Genomic DNA, 24,983 nt, shown 5'->3' with positions numbered 1-24,983 from the left:
TCCGCACAAGGACCACAGGGAAGGCAGGGGGATGCCGCTCATCCTCGCCTAGGCCCGGCGGCGTGACGCATGGAGTAATATAACGCCACAGCAGCAAAGCGCAACCAGACTCCCAGCGCCACCAGCCACATCAAAACACCGGGATACTGATGCCGGAAGAATTTGCGGTAGAACCGCATCATTCCCTTATGCTTGTGCCATTCCACAAAGATGGGACGAGATCGGCTGCATATTCCCTTATGATGCATAACCGGGGCATCGGGCACAAATAGAATCTTCCACCCTTTCTGCCGAAAGCGCATGCACCAGTCAAAGTCTTCGCAGTGCAGAAAATAGCCTTCATCCCAAAGGCCAACATCCTCAATCGCCTCTCGTCGCACCAGCATGAGGGCGCCTGAAACAGCTTCTACTTCGACCGGGTGATCGGGTAAGGCCTGCTTGTGCAGATGAAAATCAAAAAACAAGCGAGGCCAATATTCTGCAAACCGATACAGCCCAAAGGCACGGACAAACGAACGCCATGGAGTGGGCACCGCGCGGCGCCCGCCCGCCTGCTCGGTGCCATCCTCATTGGTTAAAAGTCCCCCCACCATGCCTGCCTCAGGGTGCGCCTCCATCACCTGGAACATGCGCAGCAACGAATCCGCACCCAAAACACAATCAGGATTCAGGAACAGCACATAAGCACCCGTAGCCCGCGTGATGCCAATATTGCAGGCCGCCGCAAAACCGAGATTAGTTGTATTGCGAATGATCTTGAGTTTTGGTTCTTCAGGAAAATGCTCCGTGCAAAGCTCAAGACTCAAATCTGTGGAGGCATTGTCCACCACCAGCACCTCACTTACCTGTGACACCTGTGCCAATGCTGAATCAATGCAAGCGGTCAGGAATTGCCCGGCGTTGTAATTGACAATCACGACTGAGATCGATGGCATATCGGTGTGCAAATCCATCTCAATAACCATCTATATCGTCTATTTGGCTTTGTGACTGGGGTCTTAACAGAATGAGTGGAATAAAGCGCAATTATTATAGTTTTTCAATGAGAACGGAAATTTTTGCCAGCACTTGGGATAATTCGCTGCGCGAGACCTTGCCTTTGTAGCGGGCTTTACGTGCAACCCAATCGAGACTTTTAATTTGGTCGGCTAGAACAGCACTGGGACGATCTTCAGAAAGCAGAACCTCGAAAGGGTACCCCTTAACCCGCGTCGTTATTGGGCAACACAACATAAGGCCGGTTTTGCCATTATAGGACGATGGGCTAACCACGAGCGCCGGGCGGTGCCCAGCCTGCTCGTGTCCAGCTTGCGGGTCGAAGTGTAGCCACACAATGTCGCCAGCCTCAGGGACACGGCGATGAACCATTACAAAAGCTCTTTGCCGACAGGCACCCCGAAATCAACTTCGCCATGCAGATTTTCTGGCGTTATGCCGGCAAGCAACTGAGCGAGGTCGTATTTATGTGTGCAAATCGGTTCGATGATGATGCGCCCTTCCTCTTCACGAATGTCAACCGGGTCATCCAGGCTTAAATGTGCAGCTTCCATGACCCCGGCAGGGATGCGAACGGATGCACTATTTCCCCATTTCTTCACGATTACGCGCATGACTGTCTCCTATAGAACAATGTCAATACAATAACGGCGAAACTGGAGCGTGTCAACATTGTTGATACTCCATGGGTACTTGAGCCCGATTGGATCAGGTGGTGCGGTAAGTCCCCATGGAAATGATGTGCGCTTCGACTACCAAGGCACCGCGCCGATGCCCCAACTTTTATGACTTAGCTACCGTACGCCGGATTAAAGCGAGCCTGCTAATTTAGCCCTTTATCCAGAACACGCCAGATATCAATAATGGATGCACGTCGACCGATCTGAATACTGTGTCGTTTGCGCCACATTTTTGGGATGCCTTTGATCGCATCCTGTTTTGCTTTCCATATCACCTTACCTTGCCCGCGGCTGATAAAATATATTATGGTTACAAAATTCAGAAGCACATGCAATGGAAGTAATATCCAGAACAGAACTCCAGGCATATTCTTGATGAATGTCCAAACCAGATTTCTATGGCCGTAATACACGGAAAAATCGCTATGCTGGCCGCCTGTGGTTGCTGAACCTATATGATGCACGACCGCGCCTGGGACGTATCTGGCTTTATGTCCGGCCAAACGGAGGCGAAATCCTAAATCTACATCCTCCAAGTAACAAAAAAAATCTTCATCGAATCCCCCTACGTCAACCAGAATCTGCCGGCGATACAAATCGGCTGCCGCACATGGAGAAAATATTTCTCGATCTACTAAGTCATCTTGTCGTTGTTGCTCCCCACGTCGTTCGCGCCAAACCCGTCCGCTGATGTGGTAGCAGTCACCAATACCGTCTAAAATGTTTGGATTATCATGGCGCAACTGGCGGGATCCGAATGCCGCTACTTCTGGGTAAGCGTTAGCAGCTGTCAGCAATTGCTCGAGCCAATCTGGTTCTGGAAAAGCGTCAGGATTAAGAAGAGCTAGATACTTGAAGTCACAACATCGGTCAATGGCAATATTGTTGGCGGAAGCAAATCCCGTATTTTTCTGCATACGAAGTAACTCGCAAAATGAGTATTTTTTCGTAATCTTCATAACTTCATCGACATCCTTACTATTGTTATCAATGATTAGTACTTTATCTGGATATAAAGTTTGGTGATTCAATGCGTTGAGAACATTACCCAGTAATCGGGATGAGTTCCACGTTACTATTACTACCGCAATTTGCATGAGTTACGTACAAACTTCAATAATAGGGGAAGACTCTGTTGCCAACCCCACAGAAATTAAGGTAGTGTGACTATATTTCATCTTTGAAAATAGTCATGTTTTTTTCTAGGAATGGATATTCTAATGAAGAAAAGTAAAAAGCTAATTATCTTCGGCATTGAGGATTTTGCGCAATTGGCATATGAATATTTCACATATGATTCGGACTATGAAGTAGTGGCATTTACAGTTGATGGTGCTTATTGTTCCATTTCCGAGTTATTCGGTTTGCCCGTTGTGCGTTTTGAAGAGTTAGAACAACGATTCCCCGCCATCGGTTATGAAGTTTACGCAGCCATAGTTTATGGCAAGCTTAACAGGGTTCGGCAAGAAACTTGCATTCGCATTAAGGATAAAGGTTACAGACTTGCAAGCTATATTAGTTCACGCGCTTTTATTTGGCGTAACGTAAGTGTGGGGGAGCATTGCTTTATTTTCGAGGACAATACCATACAGCCCTTCGTTAAAATTGGAGACAACGTCGTAATGTGGAGCGGGAATCATATTGGTCACCATTCATTCATTGGGAATCATTGCTTCCTCACATCACATGTAGTGGTATCTGGGTGGTGTAATATTGGTACACATTGCTTTCTAGGCGTAAACAGCACATTAGCTAACAACTGTCGGGTTGGTGATGCATCCTGGATTGGGCACGGAACTGTACTGAGTGGGGATATTCCTGAACATTCCTTGGTAAAATCTATAAACAGCGAAATAGTTGAGTTAAACGAGGCTGTGCTTTTTCGCAGTCTTTCCAGGTCAAGCCGTAATCGTCAGAAAAATCAATCGGGACAATGATCTCGGAGGAAATTTATTCCATCACTGCATCTGGACAGAAGACCAAAGTAATTTGTCACCTAGACATAATATAATTTACGCGAGCAAATTTTTATGAATCTCTGCCGCTATCAGATTAGGGCCATTGTCAATCACTCTTTCTAGTATGCTGGCGAAGCCTCCCCGATAATCAGGTAGAAAATCTAGGGTTAACCCGGCTTTTTTAAACGCTGCCTCATCATACAGATCTTTCCCCCCTGGGGCATTGATGTAGCCTGTTGCCCCGACCCGTGTAGCTATCTCAATAATTCGCTGTTGTGCTTTAAATTGGGGGTCTATATTGAGCGCGCTTGAGCGGATAACCGGGCGGTGAAGACCGAGTATCCCTGCCATTTTCGTCAATGTTGAGATAAGGTAATCAGTAGGATCGTTACCCAAATCAAAAAGTAGATCTGCCAAGTCGCTATGAGTCTCCCCTATGCACTTAAGCGCGGAGAATCTCCTCGTCTCCTCAAGTAACATCATTTTCGCATTGTCCTGAAATCTTAGGTCACAAATACGCGTAGTATCACGGTCGCCCTTTTTTAGCGATATCGTAAGCCATTGTGCTTCTCCATTCGCATCTGTGAATCGATTTCGGTGAACCCATCCCCGCCTGGGAAATTGCACACAATCTAGGGCAACGAAGAGATCCGCTGCAGCGAATAATCTGAAATACCCTGCATATGGCATAAAATAAGGTTGCATTATCGCAACTTTCATTGATATTCTCTTCCAAAGATATCTACTTTATCAGGGTGATCATTCATAAATAATTATGAGATTATTTTGGGAAAATCTTTGCGACCTGTTCCCGGGAGGGGAATCCCTTAAAATATTGTTCTCTTTGAATGGTTCTTATATACGCTGTAGGATAGCAGCGATCTATGAAAGTCGCTTCATTTGCATTATCGAAACGAGTTGATAGCGCAATTCTTAATTGCCCCGCAGTGCCTCGTTGAGAACTGCGATGAATCGTAAATAGAGTCATAAAGACAACGTCACCCACGTTAACTTCAACTGGAAGATAGTCGTCCTCGGTATATTGGCTGGTATCTGTTTCCCAAGTCGAGCTATTATTTTCTATGGCAGGTAATACTCCTTCGTAATGGCTGCGGGGTATGATCTCCAGCGGGTAGTTGTCGCGCCCCACATCAACTAGGGGAAGCCAGACTACCACGCCATCCAAACTACCCTGAACAGAAGGGAAGTCCTGATGAGGCACAAAACCAAAATACCCATTGGGAATCTTCAACTCCTCAGCCATGATCACCGCTACTTGCCCTCCCGGCATAAAAATATCTTGCCACCCGAATTGTTCCCGTAGTAGGCCCACAATATTATTGTGATGCATGAGATTATAGATTTCCAATTTTCTCCACAGAGCTCCAATCAGCCTTTTATATCTGTCGATGTCTTTGTTATAAAGCAGTAACATGGAATTAAAGAGATCGTTCCCATTCTCCGGAAATCCAAGGTGAGCCAATTGATCGTTGAAACTTTTATGAATGCTATTCCTGACGGTGATAACTTCATCATTTTGCAGAAGATTTCTTGCGATATAGAAACCTTCCTTCTTGAATTGTTCTAATGCTTCACTTATCATCTTCTGCTCCAATTAAATAAGTTAATACATACCCGAGTCTAACTCAGACATGGGAAAATTGAAGAGGGCAATACTTGAACAAACCTTTCATCAGTGTATTGACCACTCTTTATAATCATGAATACTACATTCATGAAACCTTAATGAGTGCTATTAATCAGACCCTTGTCCCGGATGAGATAATAGTTATTGATGATGCATCGTCTGATAATTCGGTATTTGTAGCCTCTAAAATATTACATCCTTCAATCCATCTCTTTTGCCAACCTAATAACCTTGGCGGTGCTACAACAATAAAGGGATTACTCGCTTGTAAGGGGGATTTCATTGCAATATTGAATTCTGACGACTATTGGCGAGGCAGCAAATTACAGAGCCAAGTTGACTATATGCAAGCCAATCCGAATTGTGGTGCTGTTTTTACCCGCGTAGCACTGGTCGATGAAAAGGGAGGGTGTTGGGAAGAAAACTCCCATCAGTTGCAGTCGGTATTTAGTGCGAAAAATCGAGACCGGCCATCGTGGTTGAAGTACATGTTCAGTAGGGGAAATCCATTTTGTGCCTCTAGTGCGCTTATCCGTAGGGAGTGTCTGACTAGTCTTGGTCCCTTTGATGGCCGTTATATTCAACTGCAAGACTTGGAAATGTGGTTGAGAATTGCTATTAATGGCTTCGATCTTCACATTTTAGATGATGAGCTAACTCATTATCGAGTAGCGCGAAATAGATCTAATATGAGCGCAGGTTCAGGAATAAGCCGATCAATTTATACGTATGAATATTCCAGATTACTCCGACACTTCTGGCAAGTGCGTACCTTAAAGGAATTGCAGGAAATTTTTCCAGAGATAGAGATATCAATTAATGCCGATAATTTGCTTATAATGTTTTATTTAGCACATTTTGCGAGTAAACAAGGCTCCCTTCATCACCTGCAATTCGCTGTAGACACCATGTTTGAGTGGGGGGCTGATGAGATCTCAATGAATCAGGCATATAATTGTCATCGTTTTACGCATGTTGACTATAGGCATTTTATTGCCCAAAATCCATTGGGCTCAATTGATGAGGGTAGATTTTCGCGCAAACTTAAATCGTTAGCGGGAGTCATATTACCGCCTCGTGCACACTATATGTTGCACCGGATGTCCAAAAAAATATTGAGAGGGTGATAGAAGATCATGCAGATATCCAATGCCGTCATATTTCCTGAGTTTAATACGATACTCTTGTGTAGGATAAAATTTCCCAATCAGGCCATTTAGGATATAGCGTAATTTCTCTCGATGATGGATTCGCCAACCGGTGCTCATCTCCTGAAATAGTGAATCATCATAAGGCTCAGGTTCTGGGCCACGTGACATCACATCCCAATTATCTGAATAGTCATTTTTCTTATTAATATTAAATTCTTTCAAAAGCTCTGCACTAAATTTCATGTTCGATCATCTAATTACAAAAAATGATCGCCCTTGTTTTTCCCCAAATATGCAATCATTTCAGCAATTCTCGCGATTGCCTCGATTTCTATCTCACCATAGAACGGGAGGCACAATAGCTGATTGGCTGCCCGGCGAGCAGCAGGAACACCATCATTAACCGCTTCCTTGTAACATTCATAATCGGTACATAGTGGAAAAAAATACCTGCGTGGGAAGACATTAAAATTGTTAAGTCCTTCTTGCAATTGATCCCGAGAAAGGCCGAACTTATTTTCATCTACACGTATAGCCATGTATTGAAGACTATCGCTGACTCCGTCAGGTAATACTATGCAATCGATACCCTCGATCTCAGACAGCAATTCGACATATTTTTTACGTAGAGGTTTTCTGCGCTCCCGTTCCACTCCAGCTTCCTTAAGCATCTCAATACCCATCGCGCACTGAATTTCATTCATTTTTGCATTTAAGCCTGGCATCACAACCGCCTCTCCATCCTTGATGCCGAAGTTCTTCAGTAAATTAAGGATTTCTCCCAGTTCTGTATTGTTGAAAGCAAGACATCCTCCCTCAATGGTATGGAAGAGTTTCGTTGCATGAAAACTGAACATTGTCATATCACCAAAACTGGCAATTGGGATATCGTCAATCTCTGTAAGAAAAGCATGCGCCGCATCATATATAACCTTTAAGCTATATTTGTTGGCAATTGCCTGTATGGCCTCCACGTCGCATGGGATCCCGTACACATGAACGCCTAGGATTGCTTCTGTCCTTGGCGTAATTAGAGCCTCGATACGATTTGGATCGATACATAACGACATCGGGTCAATATCGCAAAAAACAGGTGTTGCTCCCGCCCATACTAATGAATGTGGCGTGGCGGGGAACGTAAATGGAGTGGTGATTACCTCACCACGAATACCCAATGCTTTCAATCCCAATATTAGCGCCAATGTACCATTATTAAAAAGACGGACGTTTCTCGTTCCAAGTATAGTTGTCAGATTGTTTTCTAACTGCCTATGCTTAGAGCCTTGATTGGTCAGCACCCGATTAAACCAAACTTCTTTAAGGTGTGCTTCAAATCGTTCGATGGGGGGCAGTGTTGGTCGAGTGATCAAAATGGGGCTGGCGAATGGGGCCGGGGTCATCTTCGTTTTAGTTAAAAGTGAAGGTTGCATGATTAGCATGAAGTCAGCGAATGGTAATAATTGCTTTGGATGGATAAAGTTTGCACTTCTCAATTCTTACCTCATCGCGGGAGAAAACCTCTTTGAATGCAATAGCTTCACCGGGAGACTCTTCCCACGTTAGTTCATCCAATAACAGAATGCTGCCCGAAACTAAATGTGGCTTGATTGCTTCCAAGGCCGCTTTAGTAGGCATATACAACGCCATATCAAAATAGGCAAAAGCAACAATTGCCTCAGGATGTTCGTTGAAATATTCAGGTGCGGTTATTTCTACATTGCCTTCTATCAGTTTATGACGCCCTCGAACGTGCCCTAGTACGTTACATCCCTCATGAATCTCCAGTAGATCGCGTAAATACTGAATATAATTTGTACCCGTCCTATAGGAGTTTTCTTTCCAGACGTCACTCTTCTTGTCTTGATTGCTTATCGGCGTGTAGCCGCTAAAGGTATCAAAGCCGATAATGGTACGTTGCTTATTGAACGGCTCGTGGATAGCACGCAGGTTCTCAAGAAGAATCAGGTTCTGACCCCACCATGTCCCAAATTCGACCAAGCAACCAGGAACATGCAGGATCCGCTGGTATATTTCGCTCATCACTAAAAATTTAACCAACACGGAACTGCGTGTGAACATGCCAATATTGAACAACCTATCCTCTAAGGATAGCGGGCTACTACCAAACATTTCTTGCAATCGCTCCCGGAAAGAGAGTTGCTCACGGGATGCGGTGGTTTCAATTTGATATGTAAGTTCCTGTTGCGAGCTTAGCTTTTCCATAGAACCTTTCCCAAATAAGCAATGATTGGATTGATTATTTCTTCACAATATAAGCATTCGGCATCCAGCTCCAAGGTAGGCGCTCGATTCTCTGATCTCCAAGCAATTCCATGATTGCTCTAGTTTCCCCAGGCGCTAATTCATGAGCAAACTGATCGAATATTAAGATGCCACCAGGAACGATTCGATTCATAAAGTTCTCGATACAGTGTTTAACAACTTTATAAACGCCTGCATCCAGAAATACCAATTTAAAGACTAAGTGTCTATTCTCAGAAAAGAAATTTCCCAGCTCGTTAGCTGCGTCCAGATTATGAATCTTCAGCGTATTAGTGAGTCCTTGCAAGTCAATAAGCATTCTGAGGTCGGTATAAGAGGCGCGATATCCCCCCACCGGCATTAATTTAGATTCGTCTTCATTCGGAATGTTTCCTTTAAACCAATCGAACCCATGAACCATAGTGAGTGACATCGGCTCAAATATGTTGATAAGCTTTGCGAAGAAAATCGATCCCGCCCCTTTATAAACCCCCACTTCGGCTATATGTCCCGAAAGTTCCAGTGTGCGTTTGTATAACTCATATAAAGTCAAATAACGGTTAAGGGTCATGTCACCTACATATGCGGGGAAATAGTGCAATAAATCCTCAAGTGGGATTTGCAAATTCTTTAATCCTTCTAATGCCTCATTATATGCTGGTCTACGATCGTCGAACTTCATGCTCTCCAAGCAACCATATGTATGCTCAGTCATTACTCCCTCCTAATTTTCTTCTTGTGAACGCTGTGAGAATCTTTTCAAACGTAGCCTTAGATCGCGCACAGCGGGGATTCGTGTTTCAAGAATGAGATAAATTCGAATCAAGGAATTCGGTATTAATGATTCTATCCGAGGATAATTATTTTTTAGCCGACCGCGTATATGTTCAATTACATAAACATATTCAAAGCCATATCCTTGACCACGCTTTGTGAATAAATCTATGGGCTTAGTAATAATGAAAACCAAACCCGCTACCAATAAATGGGCAACAAAAATCATCCGGGTCTTAAGTCGTAATGGGCATTCCCCTTTCCGATGAGCCAATAACGCATGTCTTGAGAACCCTATGACAGACCTGGAAAACAATACCCAATAGCGCGCACCCATATAAAATGCGAATCGGCGATATCCGTGCATATGAAAAAGCCATATGCTCTCTAAGTTTCGTGTTGAGAAAACCCCTGCCCCATGAACTCGATAGGCAGACATGTATTTATTTATGCAATAAAAATCACCAAACTGACCGTAAAGCATATTTATTATGACTTCGCAGCTGTATGGGTCAGCCAGACATTGGGGAGGATTCAGTCCAAATTTGTTTCGATACACAATACTGCTAAGATGAAATACTCCAGCCATACTGACCAGGTCAGGCATTTTTGCCCGATTACGTCCAAATGCTTTAAATGGGAGAAAATGCTCAGAAGGGCGACCATCCTCAAAGATTTTGAGGGTGTCGTGAGCGCAAGCGACATACTCGGTGTTGCCTTCCAAAAATGCCACTTGCTCCTTAAGTTTTTTGGGATCAGTCCAGTAATCATCACCCTCTAACAGGGCAAAATATTCACCTCTCAATGTCTGAAATCCACGGTAAGTATTTAATTGCGTTGCGATATACCCTACATTATGTTCATTGAAATAACAGTTGATTACTTCAGGGTAGCGTCCTTGATAGTCTCGCACAATATTTTGGGTGCTATCAGTGGAACAATCATCAATCACATTAATTTCGATGTCGAAGTCACGTTCCTGCATTAAAATACTGTCAAGTGCTTCGCTGATATATTTTTCATGGTTGTAGGTTATCAACATCACGCTAACTTTAGGTGCGCCCGGATCCACTAGTCTGATATCAGTATTTGTAGAGAATGCTGTATGTGCTTGGCGTAGTCGGCTTCGGGTATGAGCTAATCTCCTCAAGAAGCCACTGTTTTTAAGAGGACGCGGATTTTCTAGTGGTTCTAGCATATACTTTGACCAACCATATAAATCAAAATCAGGGTAAAGTTCCTTCCCAAATAGCACACCCAATCCCGGTTTGCCCGAAACTATTGCCGTTGTAGAACATAATAGGTACGCCTTCAACCTCTATTACATAGGGGTAGCACAGCATCTTCGAATCCCAGCCCTCATCGGATGGCTCGATGCCTGCCAGCTTATCATTACGCTGCCACGCCATACCATCGGTAGAATTAGCATAGCCAATGCGATAGCTTCCTTTTCCATCCCTGAAGTCCAAGCTATCACGATGGCAAAACCACATATGATATTTATTACCGTAATGTATAACCGTTGGACGCGCTATTGCTTCCATCGCGTGTTGCTGCGAAATGGCGAGGAGATTGGGGCGATGCCAACCGATGCCATCACTAGAATCCGCATACTTAATTCCATAGATCGGCTCTAGGGAACCCTCCACATTTTGCCAACTCAGACCCGAGACATACCACATACGCCAGATGTTGTTCTCCCGCAATACCCATGGGGTAACTGCCATATAGGGTTCGTCCGGAGTTCTTTCCAGAATTGGTCCATCAAAAGCTCTCTGGAAAGACCCGCCGTTGTCGCAACTTATCGCCAGTCCCGTTGTATTGTGATATGGGATAGATACCCTTCGATTCCACCCACTATAGTACAGCCATAGCTTGTCACCAACTGAAATTGCGCATGCAGGCATTTGCCCATCATCGTCAAATGTGCCCAACGGAGCGGGGGATATTACAGATTGTTCGTGTACATATAGAAGTCGTCGAGGATCAGTTTTATCTACATCTATGTATGCCGCATAGCTCCTGCCATTAATATCTCGCGCAGCGAAATAAATTCTTATGCTTCCGTTTAGGATTGTCGCTACCGGACCCTGCATATGCGTTGTTTTCCGCCTGTCAGATGTTCCGAGATACGCAATCCTTCCAAGTTTTTTCCAAGTCATTTTATTGGGCAGGCGTTATACGTAAAGAAATCCTGTTAAGCCACGGCTTGAAATAGACATATCCTACCCAAACTGATTGCGCATTGTGCATAGGGCTCAAGACGATGGCACAGATACCGACATTTGTTCAGCGATATAAGTTGTTATTATCACATCAACTTCGCCAAACGCCCGGATGCGCCCGCGATCCATCCAGAGCACTTTGTTGCACATCTGACGAATCACCTCATGTCCATGAGAGGCAAGCACCACAATTTTCGCCCGGTTATGCAGATCCAGCATGCGTTCCTCGGCTTTTTTCATGAAGGATGCGTCACCCACACCAATCACTTCATCCAGTAGCAGGATATCCGCATCCACTGCGGTGGAAACCGCAAACGCCAGTCGCAGCCGCATTCCGCTGGAGTAGGTGCGCAGGGGTAAATCCAAGTGGTCGCCGAGCTCGGTAAATGCGGAGATCTCCTCTGTTTTGCGTCGAATCTCAGCATCGCTCATGCCAAGTAGTAGGCCACGGAGGCGGACATTCTGTCGGCCGGTGGAGAGTTCATCCATGCCCAGGCTAATGTCAAGTAATGGCACGATACGGCCACTGGTATATATTTGTCCGGATGTGGGGGGGTAAATGCCGGCCAGCACCCGCAGTAGAGTACTCTTGCCCGCCCCATTACGGCCTATCAGCCCCACGCGGTCCCCCTCTTGCAGAGATAAATTCAAATCGTCCAGCGCTCGTACTACCACAACCCCATCGCTGTCTTCGGCAATGCGGTTGCGGCGCCCCAACCCGGCAAGTCTTTTTTTCAGGGAACGTCCGCCCATTTCAAACACCGGCAGGTCCACGCTAACGTTTTGTAAGTTTATTACGCTCATGGCGCTATACCCAGTAAGGGATTCGCTTGAGATAGCGTTCGGTCAGCGCCAGTGCCAGCAGCCAGCCTAGCACCGCCATAGCGGCTGTTACACCCCAGGTCAGGAGGCTGGGTGCATTGCCGGTCAGGGGGCCACGGACCAGGTCAAGCAGGTGTGCGAAGGGGTTATAGTCCAGAATCCACCGATGCTTATTGAGCATGCTGGGAGGGAACAAAATAGGCGTCACGTAGAATGCCATTTGCAGCATTGACGAAATAATTTGTGGCAGATCCCGGAATCGCGCTGAAATAATGCCAGCCACTTGTCCGATCCATAACGCATTGAGAATAAATAGCATCAAGCCCGGTATGAATAGAGGAAACGTAGACCAATCCTCTGAGCCAAAAACAGCCAGCAATATTATTACTATAACAAAATTATGAATAAAAATCAGGAAGTTGCGCCAACCTGCCTGGAGCATGAAGAGCAGTTTGGGCGTCACGGTCTGCCGGATATAGCCCGCCGAGTTGATGTAGGCCATGCAGCTTTCATTAATAATGCTGGTAAGAAGACTCCAGAAAACCAGTCCGATTCCCATCATCGGCAAATAGACCGCGATATTCTGATTGAAGAGTGTGCCGTACACCATGCCAATTGAACCTACTATCACTCCCATGCTGATGGTAAGCCAGAAGGGACCGAGTTGGGACCGGGCATAACGCTGGCGAATTTCCAGCCAACCCAGCAGAGACCAGAGCCGCCACGCGGCAAGGCTTGCGCTCAAATCTTGTAATGCAGTTGAGAACATTTAAATACCAGAAGTAGGCGCATTCTCAGACAAATCAAATAGAGGAAATTCTGCGGGCCTGGGTCCCCGAAAACCCGCGATCGTATCCTCTTGGCAAATTTCCGATGAATTCCGGAATCGGAGGATAAAAGGTCTTAAGCATTCATACGATTTTCAAACATGGATGCTCTTGTGAAGATTCGGCCATGGATAGCGATGCCATCATCAGCCATCCAAAAGGCCTGAGAAGGACTATTTAACGCTGGCGGATATCCCGATACTATTGATTATTCCACATAACACTTTTCGGGTACATTCCGCCGGGTCCCCAATAGATGTGTCAACTGTCATATAAGGCGAGCCAGGCGGTTCGTAAGGTGCGCTTACGCCCGTGAATTCCCGGATTTCACCTTCGATCCTCGGGGTGAACCCTTCCGCCATACCATACGACATTAGGGGATTTTTTCGAATGGATGCCATCCATGACCGCTCCGTCAGGTGCTGGCGGAAGGGTTGGGTGCTTCAAAGAACATTTATGCCCTATAGGTTTTCAGCGGGATGGGTGGGTCGAGGCGTAACAATTGCTATCTTACGTTTCATCATAACATAAATAATTTCTCTGAAGCCCCGCGCGCTTACGCTCAGGAAATTTCAAAATCCCGCTTGCTGCTATCCCGGATAAGCCGGTCTTCCATCTTTTTGATGCCATTTTCAGTAACTTTGCCAAATTTTTTTATTAGGTATTGCATTTCCCTTAGAAGTGAATATAATTACGAATCATTCTCATTAATAGTCGCAGAAGGAGCACCGAATGGAAAAGTCAGGCATAGTTCCGGAAGTGGATGTTAATAAAAGAAATTTTCCCGTGCTGGAGCAGAACGAGCGCATCTACAGCGATACCTTGTTTCAGCATGGGGATGAAGTGTTTATCCAGCATCAGGGTGCGCAATATCGTTTGCGCCGCACCCGTAACGGCAAACTGATCTTAACCAAATAGTAGACTTGGGGCGCTTATCATGTATATTTGTGTCTGCAAAGGTGTAACCGATAGCGCAATCCGCGAGGCTGTCTATAAAGGCGCTGACCGGATGCGGGACTTGAAAACCTGCCTGGGCGTGAGCGAGCAATGCGGAATATGCGCCTGCCACGCGAAGGAGGTATTGGAGCAAACACTGATGCAGAGAACGCTGGCGCAATGCCAGCCCACATAACCCACTCGTTAATTCGAGATTCCGCCTGAGGAGGCAAACATGAAAAGCAGCGCAGATATCATCCAGTGGCTAAACCGCCAACTGCAGCACGAGTTGACGGCCATCAATCAGTATTTCCTCCATGCCCGCATGTATAAAAGCTGGGGCTTCAACAGCCTGGGCAAGCACGAATACGACGAATCCATCGAGGAAATGAAACATGCCGACGCATTGATCGAACGAATCCTGTTTCTGGAGGGGCTGCCTAATCTGCAGGAACTCGGCAAGCTCATGATCGGGGAAAAGGCGGAAGAATGTGTCGCTTGTGACCTCAAGCTGGAAGTAATCTCCCGTGAAACGCTGGTCGCCGCCATTGCCGCGTGCGAAACCGCCAAGGATTACGTATCGCGGGAGATTTTCGAGGATATTCTGGTGGATACAGAAGAGCATATCGACTGGCTGGAGACGCAGCTGGATGTGTTGCAAAAAATTGGGACCCAGAACTGGCTGCAGAGCCAGATATAGATTCATTCATTACCGCTGATCTCTCATCAGCGGCATTTAGCCAGCCAGCCCATGCCGGGCAAGCCAGCCACTTTTGTTGACTTGCCGGGAATATGGGCTGTGAAGCGGCTAAAAAAAATAACTTCGGGCATTATCGCCCCGTTTCCCATTGGAACGGCTCCACGCGCCGGCGAAATCTTGCTTGCCTGTCTTCACGGCGTGAAAGCCATGTCCACTCATCCGTTACCTGGGTTGCTATGTAACCCGGTTGATGAGGCCCCGGGCCCTGATCTCCATAATCCTTTGGTCAGCCGTGTCCAGGCACTGCTGGAAAATAAATTTGATCTCATCAAACAATTCCTAAGGGCTAACAGCAACGCCTTTTTTCCAGGGCGCAGCGGGTTAACCAAGGTTGCGCGCTGCTTTAAGGAAGACAGGCGGAAATCACCAGCACGGGAACCCAGGCAGGAGGCCGGGCTTTGCGCTGCTGGACCCACATCAGCTCATCGGCAACAGTCGTTACATGACTGCACCACTTTGCCGGAGTGCAAACTCGCCGATACTGGAACGCCTACACAGCATGAGACAGACTGGATTCCACTGATCAAGGCTGCCGTCCCACCTGGAGCGCCATCTGCTCCAGCCCGCACACTGGGTTGCAACGCGTCGAAATGCGATGCTCGTGACGAAACGCCACCCGGCGCAGGTGATTTTGATCTTGCGGGAAATTGCGTTCTCTGCGTGGGCGGGCGCGCCGGGCTGTATTCGGAATACCGTCGTCTGATAGAGGCGTCGGGTGGTAGCTTGTTAATTTACCGAGGCGATCATCAGAGTGATGAGGACCCTCTGCCTCTACTGCTTGCTCATGCCGATATGGTGGTTTGTCCGGTGGATTGCGTAAACCATCATACCTATTTCACCGTGAAGCGCTACTGCAAACGTTCCGGCAAGGCCTGTGTATTGCTTGATCGTTCTGGTTTGCCGACGTTTCGCAAGGGAGTGGAGTCACTGGCTGCACGGGTCGTGCGGTCAGCCGCAGGCGGTAATTCCGCTCAATCGATGAGTTCTAACCTTGCTTGATAGCAAACATGACTGGTTTTCTAAAAAATTACCGCTTTTTACCATGTCGCGCATAAACCGATCCGGTCTTGGCCGGATGGGTGGAGTAAAACACAATCCATCCTCGGTTTTTTCCCTGTCCAATCAAACCGCAATAGTAGCCGCCTGTGGTTTGATACATCGTTTTTTACCGGGTTTTGAGCTACGCTTCATCCATTCTGCGACCTCGGGCAGGGTTTATGGGTATATTTAATATTGATTCGAGGTTCATGGCGTCGGCCTCCCAAACATATAAGGATGATGGAGTATTTTTATGATTAATCGTTGCAGTTACTATGTCAATCGGGTAGTCGATGTGGAGAGAAACTCCAATTACGCAAGCAGATTTACCGCGCTGACAGCTTTTATTGTGAGCTGCTGGATGGTTTTTCCGGCACAGGCGGCGGTGAGGGAATATTGGATCGCTGCCGAAAAAACGACATGGAATTACGCGCCTTCAGGACTAAACCTGATCAAGCCTGATGCCGGACTTGGCGTGTGGGGGGAAACGCTCGCATACACCAAGTACCGCTATATCGGCTATACGGATGCCAGCTATGCCAAGCCGCTGGCCCAGCCTGAGTGGATGGGGATTCTGGGGCCGCAGCTTCGGGCCGTGGTGGGAGACACCCTCAAAATTCATTTTTTGAACAGGACAGACAGGCCGCTTTCCATGCATCCCCACGGAATGCTTTACGACAAAAACAGCGAAGGTGCGGATGGGAACGGTGCGGGAGCAAGCGTCCCGCCGGGCAAGTCCCATACTTATACCTGGGTTGCGGACGAGGACGCAGGCCCCGGACCTGCTGATCCCTCGTCGATTGTCTGGCTTTATCATTCGCATGTAATGGAGGAAGAGGAGCCGAATCTTGGCCTGATAGGCACCATCGTCATTACACGCAAAGGGATGGCGCATTCCGCCCATGATCCCGCGCCGCGCGACGTGGACCAGGAATTCACTGCTCTCTATATGATTTTTAATGAAGAGGAAGGAAAAGAAAGCGGCGTGAAACATACGATCAACGGCCGTATTTTTGGCAATCTGGCCGGGTATGAAACCCGGCTTGGCAAGCGTGTCCGCTGGCACGTCGTCGCCCTGGGTAACGAAACGGATAATCATACCGTGCACTGGCATGGGCAGACGGTGCTCAATCACGGGCGCCGCACCGATGTGGTTGAAGTCCTGCCCGCCAGCATGACCTCGGTCGATATGGTTCCCCGCTCCCCGGGCCACTGGCTCTTTCACTGCCATGTTGACGATCACATGATGGCGGGCATGTCCACTCGCTGGCGCGTCCTCCCATAAAAGATATGCATGAGCCGGATTTTGCATCCCGGGTGTAAAAGGAATCAAACATTAAAACTCACCGATAAGGAAAAGATTTATGAAATTCACACAAATGACACTCGCCGCCGTTGCCGCTATTGTTAGCGGTTTTCTCAGCCTTGATGCGTCGGCTCATGCGTTGTGGCTGGAGAACGATGCCAAGGCTGTCAAGCTTTATTTCGGTGAATATAGCGAGAATCTGCGTGAAACCTCACCCGGCAGGCTCGACGGCATTGTCGAGCCGACGGCGGTGGTGATTGACGCGACAGGTAAGGAGAGTCCGGTCAAACCCATCCGCGAGAATGGTTATTTTGCGATACCCGGTAGTACCACGGGCAATGCGGTGTTGGTGCAGGCACTTAAACAGCCTATACGTGAACCACAAGGCGAGAATCCCGCCCCTGTTTCAAAACGCTTTTTGTACGCGCGCTTTGGCAAAGGCGGCAGTTTACCGCTGGATATAGAGAACACCGGCAATTTGCTGCGCTTGAGCTTCATGGGCAAGCCTGCGGCAAAAACCGAGGTCATCATTATTGCGCCGAATGGTTGGGAGAAGCATCTGACGACTGATGAGAAAGGGGAAGTTTCTTTTTCGCTGCCTGAATCCGGCCTTTATGTGATCGAGGCGAAATATGAGCTTAGGAATCCAGGGGAATTCGAGGGCAAGGCTTACGCCATCGAGAGCCATAAAGTCACGTTTAGTATTTATAAATGAGTACACCGCAATCCGGTACAAGCGAGCCTGAGCCGCGGTCAACCGGGGCGCGTCTGGCTGAGGCACACATCGCCCAGTCGCCTGCAATCGACCTGCGCCGACCGCCTCCTGTTGAGCCGCGCGGCTATCTGTTTCTGTCGCAAGGCATGAAGCGCGGCCGTTTTCTTGTCTGGCTGCGCCGCACGCATGCCTGGATGGGGTTATGGGGAGCGGTGATGGGCTTGATGTTTGGCGTGTCCGGTATTCTGCTCAATCACCGCAGCGAGATGAAAATCCCGCTCGCCAAGCAGGAAGAAACCCGCCAGCTATTCACGCCACCCGCTGCCAGCCTGCAAACCCCGGAAGCCCTGGAAACATGGTTACGGGCGGAATTCAAGCTGCCTGACGCCAAGTCCCGCGTCCAGAAAAAACCTGCCAGCCCTGTTCCCTGGGGGGGAGGCCAGATCGAGCAACCGGAAAACTGGCGAATTATGCTCATAGCACCCAACCTGAGCGTCACGGCGGAGTATTGGAAAGGCGATACGGATACGCATATTGAGCAGAAAGAAGCCAACCTCTGGGCAACTCTCGCCAATTTTCACAAAGGGAGCGGGATGTCCAATGCGTGGATATTGCTCACCGATACCCTGGCAGGCGCCCTCCTTATTCTGGCGATAACCGGAACACTGCTATGGAGCCGCCTGCACGGGCCGCGACTGCTGGCGGCGGGCCTGATCGGCACCACGCTTTCCGCTTTACTCGTTCTTATACTCAACACGCTCGCGCTATCATGAAATTGCACCTTTTTATCAATCGAAGCATTGGTATTGCGATGCCTATATAAACTGTGTTCTTCCGCCTCCCGCGTTCGCCGGGAGGCATCCCCAGCCAGCCAGTAAGCCTCGCAGCCTGTAGTCAGCAGCTTGTAGCCAGCCAATAACATTAAAAATAGAGACGTTACCAATGAAACGTGTGGCTGGATTCAGATTGAGGCGTGCCCATATGGGCCTAATGGCATTCTTATCAACATGGGTATTGTTGCCGCTGCATGCAACGGCTCAGGATAACACCGGTAAAGAGGCAAAGAACGAGGTAAAAAGTGAGGCAAAAAGCACAGCGTTGCCTGAAATCAAGATTACCACCGGGCGGGTCCGTCCCGGTACCCTGGAGGATATAGCGCGAACGGGAAGCAAGACAGATACGCCGTTACGCGACATTCCCGCCAGCATTGCCGTCGTGCCGGCAGCGTTGCTGCAAGAGCAAGGCGTCACCGACATGAATGACGCCATGCGCAACGTCAGCAGTGTGCAGCCTTTGATGGGGGGCGGATATGGCTTCGGCAACAGCTTCACTTCACGCGGACTGGCGCTGAGCTATTTACGCGACGATCTGCCCGACGGGGGGGCGCAAAACAGCTATTTCCGCACCATGTACGATGTCGACCGCATCGAGGTATTAAAGGGTCCGGGCTCCGCTCTATTCGGTGTGGCCGGTCCCGGCGGCAGTATCAACATGATTACCAAGAAACCCCAGTATAATTTTGACCTGTCCGTGGGCACCATGCTCGGCAGTTTCGGTACGCGTAATGGCTTTCTCGACCTGACTGGCGTTATCCCGTACATGCCAAACCTGGCGGGACGCGTGATTGCCAATATGGAGCATACCGATGGTTTCCGCGGGCTTGAGCGCAATATCGTCGAGGCTTCCCCCAGCTTCATCTGGCGTCTGGCGCCGGACAAAACCCTCTTGATAGACTTTGATCATCGGGAGATGAAAATCAAGCCGGATAATTACGGGATACTTTTCGATGGCAACTCCCATTTAGCCAATGTCTCCCGGGAAACCCGCTACTACACGCCTTTCAATAAAACAGATCACACGATCAATCGTCTCGGCCTTATCCATAATTGGGCGATATCCGATGTTTTAAGCATGCGCACAGCCTTCACATACGATGCGCGGACTCTTGAGATCATACGAAATGGCGGGGGTAATCAGGGGAATGCGGCGGGTATTGTTACCGGGCGCGACGCCCGCTCGCAATTCGATATCGCGGGCTATACGCAATTGCAAAACGAGTTTATCTGGAAAACGAATACCGGTCCGGTCAAGCATACGTTCCTGGGCGGATTTGAATACAAGAATACGGACATCACCACCACTCGCGCTGACTTTACATTACCCAACGTCAATCTTTTAAGCCCGGTGATACTGGAAACTTCATTGAACGGGCTTGTCCGCAGGCCAATCTTCGACCGCAGGATCAGCAGCGATCAAACGTCTTTCTACGCCCAGGATCAGATTGATTTAACCGACAAATTCAAGCTTCGTCTCGGCATCCGCAACGATTTGGTAAAGTACAGCGACAAGGGTTTTCAATTTGTTTCGGGTAATTATGGGTATCGCGAAATTGTGCAGACGAAGTCGTTGACCACTTATTCGACCGGAGGGGTATATCAACCCACCAAGTTTCTGGCTTTTTACGCGGGTTATAGCACGGGCGCTTTCATCAACCTTGCAACCGAAGCTCAAAATGTATCCACAGCACCTGAAACCTCGGATCAGATAGAGGTGGGCGCCAAAACCACATTACTGGATGGCAAAGCTGATTTTAACGTGGCACTGTTCCAAACCAGCCGCAACAACTATTTCATCACGTTGCCTGGTTCAGGGGGGCAAGCCACTCAGGATGGCAATGACCGGTCGCGTGGGGTAGAAATGTCTCTCGGCGTGCGTCCCATGCCCGGCCTGAATATTATCGGTAACGGGGTGTGGATGGATCCTGAAACATTGTCACGCAATGTGGCCACCAATAGTGTACTTGGCGTAACGAGAAGTGTTTTTGGAACCCGCCCGGCCGGCGTTGCGACCCATATGGGCAGCTTATGGGGAACCTATACGCTGCAAAGCGGCTTGGCGCGTGGCTTGATGTTCGGTTTCGGCGTTACATACAAAGGCGATAGTTTCGCTGACACCTTGAATCTTCTGAAGATACCGTCTTACGTCGTGCTTGACGCCGCCGTTTCCTATCGCATCAAAAGGATGGATCTCGCCGTCAATATAAAGAATCTGACGGATGCAACCTATTATACCAATCCCACATTTGCCGGGGCATTGCCGGGAAATCCACTTAGCGCATTCGGTTCTATCCGCTTTAATTTTAATTAGCGGAATCATCTTCGCCAGAAGTCGGCCATAGTCGCGGTCATGCCGCCGCATGGCCGGGGTTCCGCGCCTGCAAACGACTTATCCAAGACGTAAGGCGTAATATCTGAAACCCATAATGCCAAATGAAATTTATTATTCATATGGTATATATTTATTCGACGTTACCCTGCCGCGACGGCAGGGTAACGTCTATATAGAATTGCTTCGCGAGGCGGTGAGACTTCAAGCGCGGTTTAGTGAGGCGGGTAAGTGAGTGGCCATATTCGACTTTTCGCCGAATGGTTGAGAAGAATGGTTATCCAGACATTCGGCATAATGTGCTTTGCTTATAGCGTCCTACGGTTTATGCGCCTTACCTGTGTCGAAGAAAAAAGTACAAAAAGAACTGAACGTTACCCCTGTTCGAACCTATTATTTCCCGGAAATATCACCAAAAATCCGGTTCAAATTGATCCGGTGCGGAGGCCTGTAATCCGCTACAGATAACGGTTACAGCGAGTATCTGGCATTTTTTCCTGTAAGATTCTACAGCTATCGGAAGCCTCCATTCCGTTGTTTCATAGCACCGTCATTAACAACCAGGACGGGGCCAGAAATGGGACAGATCATGCTTGCGCAGCACGGAAATGCTTCACTGGATCAACGGGCGGTGATTGGAATGTATCGACTGAGACACGAAGTTTTTCATGATCGGCTGGGGTGGGAGGTAACCAACGATAATGGAATGGAGCATGATGAGTTCGATCATGCAAATCCGGTATATGTCCTGGCAAAAGGCGATGAGGATGAGATACTGGGCTGTTGGCGGCTGCTTCCCACTACCGGTCCCAACATGCTGAAGGATACGTTTCCACAGCTATTGCATGGGCAGCCGGCACCCCGGCAAACCGATGTGTGGGAATTGAGCCGGTTTGCCGTGGCGGTTCCCAAGTATGAAAGTGCGGGATTCGGGTTTAGCGATATTCCCATCCAAATGATGCGAACCTTGTTTCTTTTTGCGCAAAACAACGGAATAAAGCGCTACGTGACCGTAACTACCGTTGCCGTGGAGAGGCTGATACGCAAACTTGGTGTCAACGTTTCCAGACTGGGAGCACCTATCAAGATTGGACGGGTTTTAACCGTAGCCTGCTACATCGAGATCGACGCCATGACGGAGTTTGCCCTGTTCGGTACGCTTCCCGAGGATGCGCAAAGGAAGGCCGCATGAATATTCTTCTGGTTGGAGAAAAACAGGATGCGCGTCGAATCCTGCAACTGCTGCTTGAGAAATCAAAGCACAGGCTGGAACGAAAATCGCTGGAAAGCTTTCCTGAGCCAGACCTGGAAGATTACGACATGGTTCTTGTTGACGGCAACGTATACGATTGCGCTCAACAGGCAAGTCTGTTGCGATGGATTCGGGAAGCCCGGCGGCGCTATCCCCATTTGCCCGTGGCAATCATGAACGATGTGGGGTCTCACGCAGCATCCGAAGGCTATCGGGCGGATGGTGAGACCTCGCGTACCTGCGGCGTCTTCGAGTCCAGCGATGGCGTATTGAATATGCGCTGCCGCCTGCAGGAAATAGCCTTGGGAGAAACGGCCGCGTTGATGCGTGATGGGTGCGAGCGGACGCCGCTCGAGCCGGTTACTTTTGAATATTCGGGTCCCAAATGGAACATGATGGAAATTTCAAAGAAGCAAAGCTGAAACATATTCCATTCCCACTCGATCTGTACTCAATCGATTGTAAAACCTTCATAAATCCTTCATTGAAACGCCATCTATTTTAGTTAGCCTGAACACATCGATCAAATTTACGAATTTATCCTGGTTTAGTTCCTACATTCACAGGAGGCAACATGAAACCCGAACTATCCGCGTTGGTGATGCCCGCATCATCAGTGAGCCAGGCTGATCAGCCTTCACTTGACAGGCAGTCTGGGCAGGAATTGCCAGCCATGAAAAATGAGGTCGATCACGTGATTGATCCCCATGGCATATTCAATGACCCCGGCGTCTTCAAAGACTCGCATCGCGGCAGAACCATCGGCTTATGGGATTCCGCCAGTTTCAACCGGCGTACCGGACATGCCGCGTTGTCCGTTGTGACCAGGAAAAAGCGCTTTGGGTAGGATTTATGCGACGTGCGCCCGCATGAAGAACGCCAGGTTGATTCACTATATGTACATAACCGGTTTTTGATGATTATCCGCATTAAAGAGGCGGGCATGAACCCTGTTGAAATTACCTTGCAGCCAGGTGAGCAGGCTGACATCTTTGATGCGAATCCTGTCGATGCTCTCCGCTCGTTAATGGAGCTCTACGAGTCTGGCGAGACTCTCGAGGAAGAGGAAAGCGAGGTTGAGCTGATGATTCAGTTAAGCGGCATGGTATACAACGATTTGCGAAGCGACGAATAATTCCGCTCCGCATCAGGGAAACCAGAGGCCGGGAACCCCGGCCCACATTGAAAAGCGGTTACCTGGCGGGCTCGTACACGCCCGTTTTACCCGTTCGTCGCAGCATCTTGTTAACTTCGTCGGCATGCATCTCTTCAGCGACAATGAGACTTCGTGCGTAATCTTCAAGCAGTACCGATTTGCCTTGAGTCAGTTCCAGCAGTTCATAGTAAGCCGTACAGGCTTCGCCTTCATGCGCCAGGGATTCCCGAAGGATATCGCCGATGTCATGATGATGGGTCTCCAGCAGCGGGCCTATGGAAAGTGAAGGATATCCTCCCAGCAAGGTAACGAGCTCGCCCGCTTTGTGGGCGTGCATCAATCCCTCTTCAGCCTCTTTTTTAAGCCATTCCACGACAGGGATGCGATTGTAACCGAAGACCATCAATGAATAATGCGTATAACGCACCACGCCGGCGAGCTCAAGTTCCATGATCTTGTTCAACAACGCGATGGCCTTGTCTTTATCGAAGTTCATGTTTTTCTCCTTTTGATTTGCAAATCATCCGCGCGGCACAGGTCTCTCATAGAGACAGTCATTAAACAGGGAGCTTTGTTTTTTCCCGGAAGTGGTAATTCAGGGGGCCTTCTCCAAGCATTTGACGGTCAATTGCATAATAATCACCTGTATTCGCTCTCCGGTCGTCGTGCTTTATGGGCTCATCAAATCAAAGCGCCTCGGCGTGCGCGCCCAGATATTCCGCTACGCCCTCGGGAGATGCCTTCATCCCAGGGTCTCCCGTCTTCCAGCCGGCTGGGCATAGCTCGCCATGGCTTTCGTAGAACTGCAATGCGTCCACCATGCGCAGCATTTCGTCCACGTCGCGTCCCAGCGGCAGGTCGTTGACCACCTGGTGGCGCACAATGCCGTGTTTATCAATCAGGAAAGAAGCGCGCAGGGCGACGTGATCCGGATGAGCGACCCCATAGGCATGCATGACCTCCCCACCCACGTCGGCCACCAGAGTAATGCCTACCGGGCCGATCCCTCCTTTGTCCACAGTGGTATTGCGCCAGGCATAGTGGGTGAACTGGGAGTCCACCGAAACTCCGATTACTTCCACATTGCGTTTGCGGAACTCTTCCGCCCTGTGGGAGTGAGCGATGATTTCGGAAGGGCAGACGAAGGTGAAATCCAGCGGATAAAAAAACAGCACAGCGTACCTGCCCGAAATTTCGGTATGAAAATTGAAAGCGTCATTGAAACTTCCGTTCGGCAGGACAGCGGGCTTGGTGAAGTCAGGTGCGAGATGGGTGACGAGCACGGACATTGGTATTTCTCCTTTGTGATGGA

The 24,983-nt window shown here is 48.5% G+C and carries 29 protein-coding genes; 14 read left to right on the top strand and 15 right to left on the bottom strand.

Annotated elements, in window-relative coordinates:
- Positions 1–38: 38 nt before the first annotated feature.
- From EBAPG3_RS00440 to EBAPG3_RS00425, 4 genes are all read right to left on the bottom strand, one after another.
- The gene (locus EBAPG3_RS00440; RefSeq protein WP_004180537.1) at positions 39–953 is read right to left on the bottom strand and encodes a glycosyltransferase family 2 protein; all 915 of its coding nucleotides are present in this window, start codon (positions 951–953) and stop codon (positions 39–41) included.
- A gap of 76 nt (positions 954–1,029) precedes the next feature.
- Positions 1,030–1,368, bottom strand: a complete 339-nt coding sequence (gene mazF / locus EBAPG3_RS00435; protein ID WP_040853119.1) for an endoribonuclease MazF — start codon at positions 1,366–1,368, stop codon at positions 1,030–1,032.
- Positions 1,368–1,610: an AbrB/MazE/SpoVT family DNA-binding domain-containing protein gene (locus tag EBAPG3_RS00430; RefSeq protein ID WP_004180535.1), complete on the bottom strand. Its 243-nt coding sequence runs from the start codon at positions 1,608–1,610 to the stop codon at positions 1,368–1,370. The genes mazF and EBAPG3_RS00430 overlap by 1 nt, the downstream gene beginning before the upstream one ends.
- Positions 1,611–1,819: 209 nt before the next feature.
- Positions 1,820–2,773, bottom strand: coding sequence for a glycosyltransferase family 2 protein (locus EBAPG3_RS00425; RefSeq protein WP_004180534.1), 954 nt, complete (start codon positions 2,771–2,773; stop codon positions 1,820–1,822).
- 123 nt (positions 2,774–2,896) lie between these two features.
- Here EBAPG3_RS00425 and EBAPG3_RS00420 point away from each other — a divergent pair, with 123 nt between their 5' ends.
- Positions 2,897–3,613, top strand: a complete 717-nt coding sequence (locus EBAPG3_RS00420) for an acetyltransferase (protein ID WP_004180532.1) — start codon at positions 2,897–2,899, stop codon at positions 3,611–3,613.
- Between the two features lie 75 nt (positions 3,614–3,688).
- On the opposite strand, the gene EBAPG3_RS00415 is transcribed toward EBAPG3_RS00420, so the two are convergent.
- Positions 3,689–4,324 carry a WbqC family protein gene (locus EBAPG3_RS00415; protein WP_227869309.1) on the bottom strand — a complete coding sequence of 212 codons (636 nt, stop codon included), beginning with the start codon at positions 4,322–4,324 and terminating at the stop codon, positions 3,689–3,691.
- 91 nt (positions 4,325–4,415) lie between these two features.
- Entirely contained in the window at positions 4,416–5,237 is an 822-nt protein-coding gene (locus EBAPG3_RS00410) for a phytanoyl-CoA dioxygenase family protein (protein WP_004180530.1), read from the bottom strand.
- Positions 5,238–5,311: 74 nt separating this feature from the next.
- Here EBAPG3_RS00410 and EBAPG3_RS00405 point away from each other — a divergent pair, with 74 nt between their 5' ends.
- A complete protein-coding gene (locus EBAPG3_RS00405; protein ID WP_040853117.1) occupies positions 5,312–6,409 on the top strand; it encodes a glycosyltransferase family 2 protein in 1,098 nt (365 codons plus the stop codon).
- 281 nt (positions 6,410–6,690) lie between these two features.
- Here the strand turns inward: EBAPG3_RS00405 and EBAPG3_RS00400 are convergent, their stop codons facing one another.
- The 7 genes from EBAPG3_RS00400 to EBAPG3_RS00370 form a co-directional block, all read right to left on the bottom strand.
- Positions 6,691–7,863 carry a DegT/DnrJ/EryC1/StrS family aminotransferase gene (locus EBAPG3_RS00400; RefSeq protein ID WP_004180527.1) on the bottom strand — a complete coding sequence of 391 codons (1,173 nt, stop codon included), beginning with the start codon at positions 7,861–7,863 and terminating at the stop codon, positions 6,691–6,693.
- A gap of 13 nt (positions 7,864–7,876) precedes the next feature.
- On the bottom strand, positions 7,877–8,656 hold the full coding sequence (locus EBAPG3_RS00395; protein ID WP_004180524.1) for a TylF/MycF/NovP-related O-methyltransferase: 780 nt from the start codon (positions 8,654–8,656) through the stop codon (positions 7,877–7,879).
- A gap of 34 nt (positions 8,657–8,690) precedes the next feature.
- Positions 8,691–9,410, bottom strand: a complete 720-nt coding sequence (locus EBAPG3_RS00390) for a class I SAM-dependent methyltransferase (RefSeq protein WP_081607299.1) — start codon at positions 9,408–9,410, stop codon at positions 8,691–8,693.
- 9 nt (positions 9,411–9,419) lie between these two features.
- Positions 9,420–10,724, bottom strand: coding sequence for a glycosyltransferase family 2 protein (locus tag EBAPG3_RS00385; protein WP_004180523.1), 1,305 nt, complete (start codon positions 10,722–10,724; stop codon positions 9,420–9,422).
- Positions 10,696–11,196 (bottom strand): glycoside hydrolase family protein, encoded by a 501-nt coding sequence (locus tag EBAPG3_RS00380; protein ID WP_193791344.1) that lies wholly within the window; start codon positions 11,194–11,196, stop codon positions 10,696–10,698. Before EBAPG3_RS00380 ends, EBAPG3_RS00385 begins: the two co-directional genes overlap by 29 nt.
- Before the next feature lie 531 nt (positions 11,197–11,727).
- Positions 11,728–12,498 (bottom strand): ABC transporter ATP-binding protein, encoded by a 771-nt coding sequence (locus tag EBAPG3_RS00375; RefSeq protein ID WP_004180520.1) that lies wholly within the window; start codon positions 12,496–12,498, stop codon positions 11,728–11,730.
- A gap of 4 nt (positions 12,499–12,502) precedes the next feature.
- Positions 12,503–13,285 (bottom strand): ABC transporter permease, encoded by a 783-nt coding sequence (locus tag EBAPG3_RS00370; protein WP_004180518.1) that lies wholly within the window; start codon positions 13,283–13,285, stop codon positions 12,503–12,505.
- A 790-nt stretch (positions 13,286–14,075) separates the two neighbouring features.
- On the opposite strand from EBAPG3_RS00370, the gene hemP reads away from it, so the two are divergent.
- The 12 genes from hemP (at position 14,076) to EBAPG3_RS00310 (ending at position 23,650) form a co-directional block, all read left to right on the top strand.
- Positions 14,076–14,261, top strand: a complete 186-nt coding sequence (hemP, locus tag EBAPG3_RS00365; protein WP_085921874.1) for a hemin uptake protein HemP — start codon at positions 14,076–14,078, stop codon at positions 14,259–14,261.
- A 19-nt stretch (positions 14,262–14,280) separates the two neighbouring features.
- The gene (locus EBAPG3_RS00360; RefSeq protein ID WP_085921873.1) at positions 14,281–14,475 is read left to right on the top strand and encodes a (2Fe-2S)-binding protein; all 195 of its coding nucleotides are present in this window, start codon (positions 14,281–14,283) and stop codon (positions 14,473–14,475) included.
- A 39-nt stretch (positions 14,476–14,514) separates the two neighbouring features.
- Positions 14,515–14,979, top strand: a complete 465-nt coding sequence (gene bfr / locus EBAPG3_RS00355; protein WP_085921872.1) for a bacterioferritin — start codon at positions 14,515–14,517, stop codon at positions 14,977–14,979.
- Positions 14,980–15,078: 99 nt separating this feature from the next.
- Positions 15,079–16,038: a DUF2325 domain-containing protein gene (locus EBAPG3_RS00350; RefSeq protein ID WP_161493768.1), complete on the top strand. Its 960-nt coding sequence runs from the start codon at positions 15,079–15,081 to the stop codon at positions 16,036–16,038.
- A 292-nt stretch (positions 16,039–16,330) separates the two neighbouring features.
- A complete protein-coding gene (locus EBAPG3_RS00345; protein ID WP_081607295.1) occupies positions 16,331–17,362 on the top strand; it encodes a multicopper oxidase domain-containing protein in 1,032 nt (343 codons plus the stop codon).
- Between the two features lie 79 nt (positions 17,363–17,441).
- Positions 17,442–18,098, top strand: coding sequence for a DUF4198 domain-containing protein (locus EBAPG3_RS00340; RefSeq protein ID WP_004180201.1), 657 nt, complete (start codon positions 17,442–17,444; stop codon positions 18,096–18,098).
- Positions 18,095–18,871: a PepSY-associated TM helix domain-containing protein gene (locus tag EBAPG3_RS00335; protein WP_004180204.1), complete on the top strand. Its 777-nt coding sequence runs from the start codon at positions 18,095–18,097 to the stop codon at positions 18,869–18,871. The genes EBAPG3_RS00340 and EBAPG3_RS00335 overlap by 4 nt, the downstream gene beginning before the upstream one ends.
- 217 nt (positions 18,872–19,088) lie before the next feature.
- Positions 19,089–21,245 carry a TonB-dependent receptor gene (locus tag EBAPG3_RS00330; protein WP_227869241.1) on the top strand — a complete coding sequence of 719 codons (2,157 nt, stop codon included), beginning with the start codon at positions 19,089–19,091 and terminating at the stop codon, positions 21,243–21,245.
- A 595-nt stretch (positions 21,246–21,840) separates the two neighbouring features.
- Positions 21,841–22,455, top strand: a complete 615-nt coding sequence (locus EBAPG3_RS00325) for an acyl-homoserine-lactone synthase (protein ID WP_004180210.1) — start codon at positions 21,841–21,843, stop codon at positions 22,453–22,455.
- Entirely contained in the window at positions 22,452–22,937 is a 486-nt protein-coding gene (locus tag EBAPG3_RS00320) for a hypothetical protein (protein WP_004180212.1), read from the top strand. The genes EBAPG3_RS00325 and EBAPG3_RS00320 overlap by 4 nt, the downstream gene beginning before the upstream one ends.
- Positions 22,938–23,089: 152 nt before the next feature.
- On the top strand, positions 23,090–23,362 hold the full coding sequence (locus EBAPG3_RS00315; RefSeq protein WP_040853052.1) for a hypothetical protein: 273 nt from the start codon (positions 23,090–23,092) through the stop codon (positions 23,360–23,362).
- A 96-nt stretch (positions 23,363–23,458) separates the two neighbouring features.
- The gene (locus EBAPG3_RS00310; protein WP_161493767.1) at positions 23,459–23,650 is read left to right on the top strand and encodes a hypothetical protein; all 192 of its coding nucleotides are present in this window, start codon (positions 23,459–23,461) and stop codon (positions 23,648–23,650) included.
- A 58-nt stretch (positions 23,651–23,708) separates the two neighbouring features.
- Here EBAPG3_RS00310 and EBAPG3_RS00305 read toward each other — a convergent pair whose 3' ends face one another.
- Both EBAPG3_RS00305 and EBAPG3_RS00300 read right to left on the bottom strand, forming a co-directional pair.
- Entirely contained in the window at positions 23,709–24,167 is a 459-nt protein-coding gene (locus EBAPG3_RS00305; protein ID WP_004180218.1) for a ferritin-like domain-containing protein, read from the bottom strand.
- A 190-nt stretch (positions 24,168–24,357) separates the two neighbouring features.
- The gene (locus EBAPG3_RS00300; protein ID WP_004180219.1) at positions 24,358–24,960 is read right to left on the bottom strand and encodes a peroxiredoxin; all 603 of its coding nucleotides are present in this window, start codon (positions 24,958–24,960) and stop codon (positions 24,358–24,360) included.
- Positions 24,961–24,983: the final 23 nt, after the last annotated feature.

The sequence above is a fragment of the Nitrosospira lacus genome (assembly GCF_000355765.4).
Lineage (GTDB): Bacteria > Pseudomonadota > Gammaproteobacteria > Burkholderiales > Nitrosomonadaceae > Nitrosospira > Nitrosospira lacus.
This window is presented reverse-complemented; position numbering and strand designations above follow the sequence as displayed.

Coding starts and splice junctions, on each gene's coding strand:
- EBAPG3_RS00440 (WP_004180537.1), bottom strand. CDS start 953: ATGGATTTGCACACCGATATGCCATCGATCTCAGTCGTGATTGTCAAT.
- mazF (WP_040853119.1), bottom strand. CDS start 1,368: ATGGTTCATCGCCGTGTCCCTGAGGCTGGCGACATTGTGTGGCTACAC.
- EBAPG3_RS00430 (WP_004180535.1), bottom strand. CDS start 1,610: ATGCGCGTAATCGTGAAGAAATGGGGAAATAGTGCATCCGTTCGCATC.
- EBAPG3_RS00425 (WP_004180534.1), bottom strand. CDS start 2,773: ATGCAAATTGCGGTAGTAATAGTAACGTGGAACTCATCCCGATTACTG.
- EBAPG3_RS00420 (WP_004180532.1), top strand. CDS start 2,897: ATGAAGAAAAGTAAAAAGCTAATTATCTTCGGCATTGAGGATTTTGCG.
- EBAPG3_RS00415 (WP_227869309.1), bottom strand. CDS start 4,324: ATGCCATATGCAGGGTATTTCAGATTATTCGCTGCAGCGGATCTCTTC.
- EBAPG3_RS00410 (WP_004180530.1), bottom strand. CDS start 5,237: ATGATAAGTGAAGCATTAGAACAATTCAAGAAGGAAGGTTTCTATATC.
- EBAPG3_RS00400 (WP_004180527.1), bottom strand. CDS start 7,863: ATGCAACCTTCACTTTTAACTAAAACGAAGATGACCCCGGCCCCATTC.
- EBAPG3_RS00395 (WP_004180524.1), bottom strand. CDS start 8,656: ATGGAAAAGCTAAGCTCGCAACAGGAACTTACATATCAAATTGAAACC.
- EBAPG3_RS00390 (WP_081607299.1), bottom strand. CDS start 9,410: ATGACTGAGCATACATATGGTTGCTTGGAGAGCATGAAGTTCGACGAT.
- EBAPG3_RS00380 (WP_193791344.1), bottom strand. CDS start 11,196: ATGGCAGTTACCCCATGGGTATTGCGGGAGAACAACATCTGGCGTATG.
- EBAPG3_RS00375 (WP_004180520.1), bottom strand. CDS start 12,498: ATGAGCGTAATAAACTTACAAAACGTTAGCGTGGACCTGCCGGTGTTT.
- EBAPG3_RS00370 (WP_004180518.1), bottom strand. CDS start 13,285: ATGTTCTCAACTGCATTACAAGATTTGAGCGCAAGCCTTGCCGCGTGG.
- hemP (WP_085921874.1), top strand. CDS start 14,076: ATGGAAAAGTCAGGCATAGTTCCGGAAGTGGATGTTAATAAAAGAAAT.
- EBAPG3_RS00360 (WP_085921873.1), top strand. CDS start 14,281: ATGTATATTTGTGTCTGCAAAGGTGTAACCGATAGCGCAATCCGCGAG.
- bfr (WP_085921872.1), top strand. CDS start 14,515: ATGAAAAGCAGCGCAGATATCATCCAGTGGCTAAACCGCCAACTGCAG.
- EBAPG3_RS00345 (WP_081607295.1), top strand. CDS start 16,331: ATGATTAATCGTTGCAGTTACTATGTCAATCGGGTAGTCGATGTGGAG.
- EBAPG3_RS00340 (WP_004180201.1), top strand. CDS start 17,442: ATGAAATTCACACAAATGACACTCGCCGCCGTTGCCGCTATTGTTAGC.
- EBAPG3_RS00335 (WP_004180204.1), top strand. CDS start 18,095: ATGAGTACACCGCAATCCGGTACAAGCGAGCCTGAGCCGCGGTCAACC.
- EBAPG3_RS00330 (WP_227869241.1), top strand. CDS start 19,089: ATGGCATTCTTATCAACATGGGTATTGTTGCCGCTGCATGCAACGGCT.
- EBAPG3_RS00325 (WP_004180210.1), top strand. CDS start 21,841: ATGGGACAGATCATGCTTGCGCAGCACGGAAATGCTTCACTGGATCAA.
- EBAPG3_RS00320 (WP_004180212.1), top strand. CDS start 22,452: ATGAATATTCTTCTGGTTGGAGAAAAACAGGATGCGCGTCGAATCCTG.
- EBAPG3_RS00315 (WP_040853052.1), top strand. CDS start 23,090: ATGAAACCCGAACTATCCGCGTTGGTGATGCCCGCATCATCAGTGAGC.
- EBAPG3_RS00310 (WP_161493767.1), top strand. CDS start 23,459: ATGAACCCTGTTGAAATTACCTTGCAGCCAGGTGAGCAGGCTGACATC.
- EBAPG3_RS00305 (WP_004180218.1), bottom strand. CDS start 24,167: ATGAACTTCGATAAAGACAAGGCCATCGCGTTGTTGAACAAGATCATG.
- EBAPG3_RS00300 (WP_004180219.1), bottom strand. CDS start 24,960: ATGTCCGTGCTCGTCACCCATCTCGCACCTGACTTCACCAAGCCCGCT.